Annotated in this window: 10 protein-coding genes; 3 read left to right on the forward strand and 7 right to left on the reverse strand. The window is 38.8% G+C overall.

All coding sequences use genetic code 11. The features are described 5' to 3' along the window. Positions 1–705: 705 nt before the first annotated feature. From B7E04_RS15930 to B7E04_RS15960, 7 genes are all read right to left on the reverse strand, one after another. Positions 706–1698: an NAD-dependent epimerase/dehydratase family protein gene (locus tag B7E04_RS15930; protein WP_080779501.1), complete on the reverse strand. Its 993-nt coding sequence runs from the start codon at positions 1696–1698 to the stop codon at positions 706–708. After that, a complete protein-coding gene (locus tag B7E04_RS15935; protein WP_080779502.1) occupies positions 1695–2480 on the reverse strand; it encodes an SDR family NAD(P)-dependent oxidoreductase in 786 nt (261 codons plus the stop codon). The genes B7E04_RS15930 and B7E04_RS15935 overlap by 4 nt, the downstream gene beginning before the upstream one ends. Positions 2481–2623: 143 nt before the next feature. Continuing rightward, positions 2624–3733, reverse strand: a complete 1110-nt coding sequence (locus tag B7E04_RS15940; protein WP_080779503.1) for a helix-turn-helix domain-containing protein — start codon at positions 3731–3733, stop codon at positions 2624–2626. A gap of 32 nt (positions 3734–3765) precedes the next feature. Next, positions 3766–4419: a rhomboid family intramembrane serine protease gene (locus B7E04_RS15945; RefSeq protein ID WP_080779504.1), complete on the reverse strand. Its 654-nt coding sequence runs from the start codon at positions 4417–4419 to the stop codon at positions 3766–3768. Positions 4420–4430: 11 nt separating this feature from the next. Next, positions 4431–7019: a DNA gyrase/topoisomerase IV subunit A gene (locus B7E04_RS15950; RefSeq protein ID WP_228439962.1), complete on the reverse strand. Its 2589-nt coding sequence runs from the start codon at positions 7017–7019 to the stop codon at positions 4431–4433. 5 nt (positions 7020–7024) lie between these two features. After that, complete coding sequence (locus tag B7E04_RS15955; protein WP_080779505.1) at positions 7025–7501, reverse strand: hypothetical protein; 477 nt, start codon at positions 7499–7501, stop codon at positions 7025–7027. Between the two features lie 37 nt (positions 7502–7538). Beyond that, on the reverse strand, positions 7539–9422 hold the full coding sequence (locus B7E04_RS15960) for a DNA topoisomerase IV subunit B (protein WP_080779506.1): 1884 nt from the start codon (positions 9420–9422) through the stop codon (positions 7539–7541). 141 nt (positions 9423–9563) lie between these two features. On the opposite strand from B7E04_RS15960, the gene B7E04_RS15965 reads away from it, so the two are divergent. From B7E04_RS15965 to B7E04_RS15975, 3 genes are all read left to right on the forward strand, one after another. After that, on the forward strand, positions 9564–12485 hold the full coding sequence (locus B7E04_RS15965) for a sensor histidine kinase (RefSeq protein WP_080779507.1): 2922 nt from the start codon (positions 9564–9566) through the stop codon (positions 12483–12485). Continuing rightward, positions 12451–13182 (forward strand): LytR/AlgR family response regulator transcription factor, encoded by a 732-nt coding sequence (locus B7E04_RS15970; RefSeq protein WP_080779508.1) that lies wholly within the window; start codon positions 12451–12453, stop codon positions 13180–13182. Before B7E04_RS15965 ends, B7E04_RS15970 begins: the two co-directional genes overlap by 35 nt. Positions 13183–13290: 108 nt before the next feature. Continuing rightward, on the forward strand, positions 13291–13494 hold the full coding sequence (locus B7E04_RS15975; RefSeq protein WP_080779509.1) for a hypothetical protein: 204 nt from the start codon (positions 13291–13293) through the stop codon (positions 13492–13494). Positions 13495–13581: the final 87 nt, after the last annotated feature.

A 13581-nucleotide genomic window follows, 5' to 3' on the forward strand; every position in this document is an offset into this window, starting at 1 on the left:
GCGGATAGATTTGAAACATTAAGAAGAGTGAAGGAGATAAGCATAGTTAAGGGAAAATCTAAAGATTTTTTAAGCTGTGTGCATTAAAGCGAAGCTCAAACTTAATATTCTTAAAAACTTAAATCAATCTTAATGGTTTTATCTTTATCTCTCGCGGATCAAGCTGACTGAGCAGACTTTAGCGTAATGAAAATCCAAAGATTTTCAAAAAACTTAATTGTACTTATCTATAGTAATAATTTAAACTCAAATGTCAAAAGACTTTTGTGACTTTTGTGGTGAATTTCCCCCACAGATCGCACAGATTTTTAAATAATCGCGGATAGATTTGAAACATTAAGAAGAGTGAAGGAGATAAGCATAGTTAAGGGAAATCTAAAGATTTTTTAAACTGTATGCATTAAATCGAAGCTCAAACTTAATATTCTTAAAAACTTAAATCAATCTTAATGGTTTTATCTTTATCTCCCGCAGATCAAGCTGATTGAGCAGATTTTTAGCATAATGAATGAAAATCTAAGATTTTCAAAAAACTTAAGTGCACTTTTTCGCAGCAGCAATTTAATCTTAATTATACTTAAGTGTTAAAAAAGCTTTTATGACTTTTGTGGTTAATTTTTTTCAACGCAGATCACATAGATTTTCACAGACAACTACGTAAATAAGAGGTACAGGAAATCCTATCTCTAAATTCTTTTGAACTCTTTAACCCGGTCCAGTTGTTTTAATTTCTGTGTTTTTTCTTTCAAAAAAGCGAATTGCGTCTTCCACAGCTTTATCAACAGGCTGATACCGGATTCCCAGTTCTTCTGCTGATTTCCGGTTTGAATAAAAATTATTAATTCTCAGTGCTTTCATGTTTGGAGAACTAAGGCTGGTCCTTATCTTCAGTTTTCTCAGGACATCCCCTATTATTCCCAGTATGGCCAGACCTGCATTGGGAATTGGGATCATGACAGGATTCTGCATGGTTAGTGTATTCACTTTCTTAAAAAATTCCCTGTAGCTAAGATTTTCGTTGGCCAGCAGATATTTTTCGCCATTTTTTCCGTATTCGGAAGCTTTTATAATTCCTTCTGCCGCATCTTCAGCATGAACAAAATTTTTCCCTCCTTTCGGATAGAAAACAAGTTTTTTCTTCCAGGTCCAGAAGATGATTTTCCCGGAACTCGGTTTACGATCATAGGCTCCGATCATGAAAGTAGGATTTACAATAACCACTTTGGTGTCCCTGTTTTGCTGAAGCAGATAATTTTCAGTTTCCAGCTTGCTCTGCGCATAAAAGGAATGGGTAAACGGATAAATCTGCGGAGCCTTTTCGCTTCCCCAAACGGCAGAATTACCGTAACCTAGCGTATTGGCTGTGCTTACGAACAGGAATTTCTCTGCTCCAGCCGCTGAAGCCTGGGCAAACAGATGCACAGCAGCATCATAATTTGTTTTTTTATAATCTTCATAATGCAGCAGATCCTGACTGGTTTCTGCCGCAATATGAATAAAGGTATCCACATCCTGCAGATGTGCGGAAATATCTGAGAACAGATCTCCTTCTACGAGTTTGAGATTTTCATTTTCTTGGCCCATCCAGCTGCTTTTTTTGCGCACCAGAGCAGTAACAGAATAATCATATTGTAATAATTTAATAATGGTATTGGTACCCAGAAGCCCTGTGGCTCCGGTCACGAAAACTTTTTTCATGCTTCAATTTCTTTTTTTATGGCACTGGTCATCAAAGGCAGTTTGATCCAGATCGGCAGGATTTTCATCACTAGCCAGCTTATAGGATTCACCATGATAACGGAATCTTTTCTGAAAAGTTGCCTGATGCTGTAGGCAGCCACTTTATTGGGGTCCAGAAGGGTAAGCTTTCCCAAAACACCCTGCTTTTCAATTCTTTTACAGACATCAACATTGGTTTTCATGGCACCGGGATTCACTACACTGACAAATACATTGGTGTCTTTAAGCTCTTCATAAAGCCCTCTGGAAAATGAATGGATGAAAGTTTTGGAAGCAGGATAGACCGTTTTGAACCCAATAGGTGAAAATGCAGCCATGCTCGATACATTTAAGATATAGGCTTTAGGCTGTCTTAAAAGGTTGGGCAACAGCTGATGGGTAATCAATGAGGTAGCCGTAACATTTACCTGCAGGATCGTGTTGATATAGGAAGGCGATGCATCTACAAATTTCTTAGTCCCTCCCAGCCCTGCATTATTAATCAGGATATGGATATTAAATGAATTATTAATCCATTCTGTGAGCTTCATGACATTTTCATTTATTGAAAGATCCACTTCATAGTAATGGGCTTTAATCCGGTAAGTTTTTTCAAGCTGTTCCGAGAACTCTTTTAAATGCTGACCCGGAAGGCTTACCAGAATAACATTGATATTTTTACCTGCCAGGTTTTCGGCAAATGCTTTTCCCAGCCCCTGACTGGCACCTGTAACTACAGCATATGATTCTTTGGTATCCATAACACAATTTTATGGTACAAAGCTATCGTGAAAATGGTCTTTGAATGTTCAGTATTATCTGAGTGAACCTAATTTCCAACACTAAAAAACAACCTTACAATCTGCTAAAAAACAGAAAGTTACAGAAATTAGAACGTTAAAATTTATAAACCTGAACCATTTTTGTACTCGGAAGGAGTCTGATCTGTCAGTTTTTTAAAGGTAGTATTAAAAGAAGTCTTGGAATTGAATCCAGATTCATAGGCAATTCCTAAAATAGACAGTTTACTTTGGGAATCTTTTAAAAGTTTTTTAGCATATTCAATCCGGTATTCATTTACATACTGGAAAAAATTTTTTTTAAAGCCGGTATTGATCACATAAGACAAATGATGGGTAGAAATGGATAAAAGTTCTGAAAGCCGGATTAGGTTAAGCTCACTGTCAAGATAAGGCTGCTGTCTGCTCATGATTTCTTCCAGCTTGTTTTTTATTCTGATCAGCTCTTCATCGGAGATCAGCTTTTTCCTTACTTCTTCCGTTTCCGGATCATCATCTATGGAGATCAGCTCTTCGCGCTGTTTCTCTTCCAAAGGGTAAATTTCTTTTTGCTTTAATGAATAATAGCCTACGAAATAAATAACCAGCAGGAAAGCTCCGTTGATAAAGAAATTCAGAGCTGTGGAATCATAGGATAAATTGTAAACCACATAAATGATGTTGATCACAAAAATGATAATCGTGATATATTCCAGCCAGTTCAGATTGATCCCTTCCGTATTGGCAGAAAACTGCTGAATCCTTTTTTTATGTCTGCGGATCGTAAGATAAGACAAACCGGTGTAAAATAAGGCCTGAAAAAGAATTAACCCAATAAATACAAAATTAAAAACAGCATCATCTTCAAATCCGCCAAAGCGCTGCAGCATGATATTGATCCAGAAGATAATGGGCAGGATGAAATATTTCAGGTCTGAAATTTTAAATTTAAAGGACGGATTGGTGTAAAACAATACACTGAAATAAAACATTACAGGGGTGAGGTACTGAATCACCTGAACTGAAATAATAGAATGAACTTCAACCTGAGCATCTTTGACCAAAGTAAGAACCTCATCGAGCCAGAAGCTTGACCAAAGGAAAAGGAAGATTCCAAACCAGAAATTGGCCTTTCTGTTGACCCGCAAAGGGTTGGAAAGCTTCAGTAAGGAAAGCAAAACCAATGAACCATAGATTAATACAACGATAAAACGGTTTAATTCTGATGTGTTCATTGGTTTTGGTATTTTTTATTAAAGATAGGCTTTTATCCTATTCTTTTTCTGATAAAAATTTCGTACCCCAGATAGATCAACGGAAGAGACATTATCCCCAGGTACAGCGCATTATGCATTGCCATGTCCGGAGCAGTTACCACGGCATAAACAAGTCCTAGAAAAGCTCCGCCAAGGTGTGCTGCATGCCCTATATTGTCATGCGGTCTCGGATTCAGCATCATGTAAACAGAATACCCGAAATACAGCAATCCGAAAATAAACCCTTTAACCGGAATCGGAATGAAGAAAATATAAATCCCGATCTGAGGATACAGTGCTATGGAAGCAAACAATATCCCGGAAACTCCTCCACTGGCCCCTACCGCTGAATACCATGGCTGTTTCTGATAGATGTACATAGAGAGAAAATTCCCCAGCAATATAGATCCCAGATAAATAATAACAAAGCCTACAGTTCCAAATCCCTGCATCACCACAGGACCAAAGAAATACAGCGTCATCATATTAAACACCAGGTGCATGATATCTGCATGCAGAAATCCCGATGAAAGCAGACGGATGTATTCTTTTCTGTGCAGGATGGCACCTACATTGAATTTATATTTTTCAGTAATACCGGGATTATTGAAGGCAACAAAACTGATAATCGCTGTAATGATAATAAATACGATTAGAATATTCATAATTTTAATTCTTAATTTTCAGGTTCTCCGGTTTCAAAAAGATCTCCTATGACGGTGCGGTCATCATCCACAATACCGTCTCCGGTTTCCGGCTCTTCATACACTTCGGGTTCCTCTTCTACCGGTTCCGGAACCGTTATGTTGATCGTTTTAACTTTAAATTTCGTAAACTGGTTCCCAATTGCCTTTATTCCTTTTACAGCAATGAACTCATCAATACTGATGGTTTCCGGATCACGGTCTTTTCCTTTGTCTTTGGCAAAAATAATCTCTGCCGTTGCTCCATCGGCCACAATCACGTTTTCAATAAACGATTTGGGATGTTCGGAAGGCATAAACGTCTGTAGGTTCACCGTATTTTCCAGCAGGAACCTTTTGATAAAGTACATGTCTTTTTCCCCGTCATAATAAATGCAGGTTACCGGCTGCTGCGGCTTCCATTTTTCCAGTACCAGGTATTCGTCGTCAAAACGGTTGCCCAGATCGAAAGAAACCAGCTTTACTTCACCGTTGGTATTGATGGTCAGAATCCTGTCATCCCCTTTGAAACTTCCCAGAAGTGTTCCTCTCGCATCTGCATTCAGCCTTCTTACGGTATCATCAAACCAGATCTTGCGGGGAGCCAGTGTAGAAACGCCTTCTTCCTTCAGATCTACTTTCTTCACGGAATATTTGGTGACCAGGTTTCCTTTGGAATCTCTTCCTTTGATCGCCAGATCGGAGAAATCAATTTCCATTTTATTCTTCCTGATCCTTGGATTCGGTTTTAAAAGAACGGTAACCGTTTCTGCTTCTCCGTTCGGATTGGCTGAGAAATACAGAGTCTCCGAGCCTTTTTTATCCGAAGCCAGCGGATAATCCGTGTTTCTTGTCACCGCAGTTACGGAAAAACGTTTCATATAATAAGGACCGTCCCTGCCTTCGCGGTAGATCATGTTATAGACCGTTCTTTTATCATTTTTTTTCCAGATGGCTACATGCAGGATGTCTTTTCCGACGAATGTTTTGGCATCTACTTTTACCACCTTCATCGTTCCGTCCTTTCTGAAGATAATGATATCGTCAATATCTGAACAGTCAAACAGGTACTGATCCTTTTTCAAAGAGGTTCCAATAAATCCCTCTTCAAAATTGGCATAGAACTTCTCGTTGGCTACCGCTACTTTTGTGGCATCAATGGTATCAAAAATCCTGAGCTCGGTCTTTCTCTGTCTGTCTTTACCGTATTTTTTCTGAATGTTTAAATAGTATTCAATGGCATACGCAATCAAATTGGCCAGATGATGTTTCACCTGCTCTATTTTACCTTCAAGGGCTGCGATGTTTTCTTTAAATTTATCTAAATCGAATCTGGAAATCCTCTTGATCCTGATCTCGGTCAGTTTTAAAATATCTTCTTCCGTTACCGCCCTTAAAAGATGTTTGGTATGAGGTTTTAGCCCTTTATCAATCGTTTTCAGAACATCTTCCCAGGTTTTTACTTCTTCAATGTCATGATAGATCCTGTTTTCGATGAAGATCCTTTCCAGTGAGGAGAAATGCCAGCTTTCCTGAAGTTCGTGAAGCTCTATTTCCAGTTCTTTTTTAAGCAAAGAAACGGTGTGATCCGTATTCATTTTCAGGATATCGGAAACATTCATGAACATAGGCTTGTCTCCTACGATCACGCACGCGTTCGGAGAAATCGTTACCTGACAGTCCGTGAATGCATACAGGGCATCAATGGTTTTATCCGGCGACACATCATTATGAAGATGAACAAGGATTTCCACCTTATCAGAAGTATTATCCTCTATCTTTTTGATCTTGATCTTTCCTCTTTCGTTGGCCTTCAGGATAGAATCTATCAGGTCGGTGGTTGTTTTTGAGAAAGGAAGCTCGGAAATAACGAGCGTGTGCTTGTCGGTTTGGGTAATTCTTGCTCTTGCCCGCACTTTTCCTCCTCTGTGCCCGTCATTATATTCGGAAACATCCAGATATCCTGCGGTGAGAAAGTCCGGGAAAAGTTCAAATTTCTTTCCTTTTAAGTAAGCCACGGATGCGTTAATCAGCTCATTGAAATTATGGGGAAGAATTTTCGTGGAAAGCCCTACCCCGATCCCTTCTACCCCCTGTGCCAGAAGCAGCGGGAATTTTACGGGAAGATCAATAGGTTCATTATTTCTTCCGTCATAGGATTTTGCCCATTCCGTTGTTTTAGGGTTAAAGACCACTTCCAGTGCGAAAGGGGTCAGCCTGGCTTCAATATACCTGGCCGCAGCAGCAGAGTCTCCGGTATAGATGTTCCCCCAGTTTCCCTGGGTATCTATCAGGAGTTCTTTCTGCCCTATCTGTACCATAGCATCCGTAATGGAGGCATCCCCGTGAGGGTGATACTTCATGGTATTCCCCACGATATTGGCCACTTTATTATAACGTCCGTCTTCCAGTTCCCGCATAGAGTGCATGATCCTTCTCTGAACGGGCTTGAGCCCGTCATACACGGATGGAATCGCTCTATCAAGAATTACATAGGAAGCATAGTCCAGAAACCAGTCTTTATAAAGTCCTGAGACTTTTTTCAAGCTCTCACCTTCGTGCGAGTTTTCGTCTGTCATCATCAGTTTTAATCGTTTTTCTCTTTATTAGCTATCACTACTTTATTCAGAGAGAGTTTTAAATCATTTATTTCTTTTTTACTCAAATAGGATATTTCATATTTAAGTATGGTAGAGCCACCATTCCTGCTTGATATGTTAATGTATAATCTTTTGATAAACAAAATTTTTACAAGCTCATAGGAGATCAGTTTATATTTTGGAAATTCATCATGAAGGGGCCTGTCCAAAAAGGGGATGATATTCCTGTTCTTAAAGTTCAGTGCTTCCCCATCACTGTCATATTCAAAGATCTGTCTGCCATTCAGATGAAAAGTTATTAAAAGTATGACTGGAACAATAAGAAAGATATAACTTTCTTCTTCTAAGGCGTTGAACCTGTATTCATTCAATAAAAATACGGCGATGCCAAATATGACCATCATAAGCAGAAGCGTATGTACAAAATTGTACACAGAAGCTTTGTTGCGGTTACTAAGTCTCATTTTTTTCGTTTTGTGTCTGGTTGGTTGTTATTAGTTTTTAATTCATAGCTTCATCCAATATCTCTTTTTTATCAATATCTGTATCTTCCACTACCAGGTTCTCAAGGATAAACACCTGCCTATCCGGTGTATTTTTACCCATGTAGAATTCCAATAGCTGCTCTATGGTCTGATCTTTTCCTACTACCACAGGTTCCAGGCGGATATCTTTCCCTATAAAATGCTTGAACTCGTCCGGTGAAATCTCCCCAAGTCCCTTAAATCGGGTAATCTCAGGGTTTTTGCCAAGCTCATTCAATGCTTTTATTCTTTCCATTTCTGTATAGCAGTATCTGGTTTCCTTTTTATTTCTAACCCGGAACAATGGGGTCTGAAGAATATAAAGGTGTCCGTTTTTGATAAGATCCGGGAAAAACTGAAGAAAGAACGTGATCATCAGAAGACGGATGTGCATCCCATCCACATCGGCATCGGTAGCAATAATCACCTGGTTGTATCTGAGATCTTCCAGACTTTCTTCAATGTTCAGGGCAGCCTGCAGAAGGTTGAATTCCTCATTCTCGTACACCACTTTTTTAGTCAGCCCGTAGCAGTTCAGCGGTTTCCCTTTCAGGGAGAATACGGCCTGCGTTTCCACGTCTCTGGATTTTGTAATAGATCCGGATGCGGAATCTCCCTCGGTGATGAAGATCTGGGTTTCTCCTTTTCTTTCGTTTTTCTGATCGTTATAGTGCTGTCTGCAGTCGCGCAGTTTTTTGTTGTGCAGAGATACTTTTTTGGCTCTTTCTCTTGCCAGCTTCTGAATTCCGGAAAGTTCTTTTCTTTCTCTTTCGGAGATGAGGATCTTTCTCTGGATCGCCTCGGCAATTTCAGGATTTTTATGGAGGAAATTATCCAGTTTACTTTTCAGGAAATCAATAATAAAGGTCCTTACTGTGGGTCCGTTGGGTCCCATATCATTGGATCCAAGCTTGGTTTTGGTCTGGGATTCGAATACGGGTTCTTCCACATTTATGGAAACCGCTGCAATAATAGACTTTCTGATATCTGATGCATCAAAATTCTTATTGAAAAATTCGCGGATCGTTTTTACATAGGCTTCACGGAAAGCATTAAGATGCGTTCCCCCCTGCGTGGTATTCTGTCCGTTTACAAAAGAAAAATACGTTTCCGTCTGTGATTTGTCAGAATGCGTGATCGCTACTTCTATATCATTATCTTTCAGGTGAATAATGGAATAGAGAATTTCATTTTCCATTTCTTCCTCCAAAAGATCTTTAAGACCGTTTTCAGAATAGTAGGTTTCCCCATTGAAAAGAATTTTAAGACCGGGATTCAGATACGCATAGTTGCGCAGCATTTTCTCGATATATTCTTTTCTGTATTTGAAATGAAGGAAGATTTCACCATCAGGAATGAAAGAAATTTCAGTCCCGTTACGGTCTGAGGTGTCTCTTTCTTCGTGGTTCTCGGTGATGAGACCTCTGGAAAATTCCGCCACCTTCATTTTTCCTTCACGGAAAGATCTTACCCGGAAGTACTCTGAAAGTGCATTGACCGCTTTGGTACCTACCCCATTCAGACCTACGGATTTCTTGAAGGCTTTACTGTCGTACTTTCCTCCCGTATTCATTTTGGAAACGGCATCTACTACTTTTCCCAAAGGAATTCCACGGCCAAAGTCACGGATACTGACTTTACCGTCATCCAGTTTTATTTCAATTCTTTTCCCTGCCTTCATTCTGAACTCATCAATGGAGTTATCCAGGATTTCTTTCAGGAGAATGTAAATACCGTCATCTGCGGAAGACCCGTCTCCGAGCTTCCCGATATACATTCCGGGGCGCAGACGGATGTGTTCCTGCCAGTCGAGGGTTCTGATATTATCTTCGGAGTAGATTGGATTTATTTCTTGTGACATATATGATTTCAGCAAACATACAAAAGTACGAAATTGTACAAAATTATCCGAATTTTTTCAGTCTGAATTTTTCAATATTCAGTTATAAAGATTGTGTTATTATCAATCAAATTATATATTTACAACATTATTCAATACCATGTGAAAAAAATATTTATTTTTCTTTTATTTTCCTGCATAGAACTGTTTTCATCATTATTTCCTGCCCAGATTCCCGGAATGATCAATTATAATGAAGAAGACGGCCTGAACAGCTCATATACATACCGTCTGAAACAGGACCGCAACGGATTTATATGGATAGGCAGCGACAACGGATTATTCAGGTTTGACGGTAAGGAATTCAAACAGTATGGTAAAAACGAAGGACTGAAAAACGTTGACATTATATCCTGTGAACCCCTGCCCAATGGCGAGATCTTTATCCTTCCCTTTCTGAATGATTTTGCTTATCTGAAAAACGGCAGGGTGATCAATTTAAATATCAATAATTATGTAAAAAACCAGTTTTCGGGATCGATCCCTAAAATAATCAGCAACGGAAACAGGCTTTATCTGTACGGCAACGGTAATCCTGAAAATATTTTTATCTACGAAAATGGAAAAGTAAGAAAGACCCCGATTCTTTTAAATTACAGAGGAAGAGAGTTTGAAACTATAAAATTTGACTTCCGAACGAACCATCTCTATTTAAACCAACCACAGAAAGGCAAAATTCTCGCATACAATATGATGACCGGGAAAGAAAAGGAAATAAAAATCAATCCGGGAGCAATTATCTGTGAAAAGGATGATCTTTTTGTGTTTAACAATCAAGGACGGATAGATATTTATCAGCTAACCAACGCATATACCATCAGGAAAATTCATACTTATCACACAAAGGAGGACGTGTTCTACGGGATGATCGACAAAAACAATAAGCTGTGGCTGAATATACAAAACGGAGGTGTATTATACTTTGACCAGCCCTTACAGAAACCCGGAAAAGAATTTGCAGAACCCGTCAAAATACTGGGTGAATATGTGATCAACAATGTTCTGACAGATCAGGATGATAATGTATGGTTCAATTCAAGGAACAGCGGTGTATTTTTCATTACCAAAACACTGTTTGCCAACTACATCAGATCTTCTGTAAAAGATAATTCCGAATATATCAAGGCGATTGCCAGGGATGACAACCATATTATCCTGGGCTACAACAAGTCAGCAGGAGCGATTATCGACAAAAGCGGCAAAATACGGGATATTAATCTGAACAAAAATAGTAAGGATGAAAATAAATCGGTGTACATCAACGATAATGTTTCTATTTTCGGACTGTCCAATAAAATTATTATTTACGATCTATTCCAAAACAGAAGTACAGAGCTATTGTACAATTCAAAAAATATTGTTCCTTACAACCGGGATACGGTCCTGTTCTGCACCGCCCAAAATCTGGTATCATACCATTTAAAAACCGGAAAAGCTACAAACCTGCTCAATGAAAGGGTATATACGGCTCTTCCCTACACAAAAGAAAGCTTGTTTACGGGGAATTTCAGCGATCTGTACAAACTGAATATCAGGACGGGAAAAAAGACTTTATTTCTGAAAGGGTACTATTTTACAGACCTCAAAAAATTAAGGGATGATCTGTATGTGGGAGCCACCAACCTCAACGGGATCATTATTTTCAATGAAAAAGGCATTGTCAGGAAGATTGAAAAGAAAGATGGATTAATAGACGACCAGATAAAAAAAATAGAGATTGAAAATAAAAATACGTTCTGGGCAAGTACCAGTTCCGGGATATCCAGAATTGAACTCACAGGCAGTAAATTCCTTATCAATAATTTTACGCAAACGGATGGCCTTCCTTCCAATGCTGTTGCGGGCTGCGTCATAAGGAATGATACTGCTTTCATCGGTACCTCCAAAGGGCTGGGAGTATTTTCTATCAAAAAGCTGTTAACCCAGGAAAAATTCATCCATAAAAAAGTTATTATCAATTCCGTAACCATTAAGGATAATGAATATTACCATCTGAATGAAGACCTCACCGGTTATACCGACCACCCTATCACTTTCAACCTAAGTTTTCCCGATTATGCCTCGCAGGGAAAAATAAGTTACAAATACAAAGTGGAAGGACTTGATGATGTGTGGCAGGTCAGCAGTTCCCCGAAGATCATATTCAACTCCATTCCACCCGGAAAATATATTTTCAGCGTGTATGGCCTTGGCTATAACGGTAAACAGTCTTATACTTCCTCTAACCTTTATTTTGAAATCAAACCAAAATTCTGGCAGACCTGGTGGTTCAAACTTTTGCTGGCGGCCATTGCCATAGTTATGATTTCCGCTCTCATCAATTCCTATCTGCAGAAAAAAAGAAATAAAAAACTGGAACAATTTTACCACGAAAAAAAGATTGCGGAATTGGAGCTGCAGGCCATTAAAGCACAGATCAATCCTCACTTCATTTATAACTGTCTTAATTCTATTAAGTTTCTGCTGTTAAAAGAAGATTATAAAGAGGCGGATAATTACCTGGATATTTTCTCAGATCTGATCCGGAAGACCCTTTATTATTCGGAAAAAACATTTATGCCCATAGAAGAAGAGATTGCCTATCTGTCCCTGTATCTTGACATGGAAAAACTGCGCTGGGATGAGGCCTTCGACTATAAAATATACATTTCTGAGAATGTCAGTAAAAGCTGGGTGATTCCATCGTTGCTGATACAGCCTTTTGTAGAAAACGCCATCAAACATGGAATTTCAGCCTTAAGAAACCGGAAAGGCCACATTATAATTTCTTTTGATCAGCAGGATTCAACACTGTGCATTACGATTGAAGATAACGGTACAGGTATTAAAAATGAACCGCTTACCAGAAAAAATTCCTTTGGATTGAAATTATCCAGAAAAAGGATTAAAACCTTCCAGCAGCTTTTTGAAACCGATATCAGTTTGGAAATCATCAATCTTTCTGAACAAAAAAGACGAGGAACACAAGTTAAACTATACATTGCACCATATGAAAACCAAAACACGAATCTGCATCATCGATGATGAGAAACATGGGAGAGATTATATTGCCCTTTTACTGAAAAAAGAGTTTCCTGAGTTTGAGATTGTTTTTCAGGCCTCAAATATTGAAGATTCCTATAAAAATCTTTTAAAAATTACCCCGGACATTATTTTTTTAGATATCCAGCTTAATGAGAGTACAGCCTTTGATCTGTTATCAAAATTCAATAAAATTCCCTCACAGATCATTTTTATTACGGCTTATGAAAACTATGCCATCCAGGCCATCAGGAACGGAGCAACCGATTATCTTTTGAAACCCATCAAAAAAATAGATTTTATTGTTGCGGTCAACAAGGCTTTGGAAAATATAAAAAAAACACAGCCTGTGCATACCAATCCCCTGCAGGATAATAAAGTCATTCTTTCTACCCTTCAGGGATTCAAAGTCATCAATATTGCCGATATCGTCCGTTGTGAAGCAGATTCAAGCTATACGACGTTTTATCTGATCAATAAAACGAAAATAATGGTATCCAAAACGCTCCATGAATTTGAACTGACCCTTCCCGAGCTTAATTTCTTCAGAATACACCACAAGCACCTGATTAATGTGGATCACCTTCAGGAATATATTAAAGGCAGAGGCGGACAGGTTGTGATGAGTGACGGCTCCGTTCTGGATGTATCTTTCCGAAAAAAAAATGAATTTCTTCATAAAATAGGGAATACTGATTAAAAATTTTCCTTTTCGCATTTACTTTCCCGGCCTACGCACTTACTAGTTGTTCCTGTTTTTTATTAAAGCTCTTCTTTATTTTCGTCATGTTAACCAAAAAAAATTATCATGAAAAAAATCACGGGAAAAGTCCTTAAGAAAAAACAAATGAATTCTATTGCAGGTGGAACCGCTTTTATTACGCCAAGTAGTCCGGGGGCAATTAATCCAGCCCAGCCACCTATTGTTCTAAATCCCAACCAACCTATTGGCGGGATTCCAGCTATCTACACAATGCCATGGGGAGGTCTTCCATGGGTAGAGCCCAAATAATGATGATTGTGAAACACATTCCAGCCTGTGGGCCGGAATGTGTTTTAATTTATCCCAATATTCGTTGCCGGATTGTTCAGACGTATA

Source organism: Chryseobacterium phocaeense (assembly GCF_900169075.1).
Taxonomy (GTDB): domain Bacteria; phylum Bacteroidota; class Bacteroidia; order Flavobacteriales; family Weeksellaceae; genus Chryseobacterium; species Chryseobacterium phocaeense.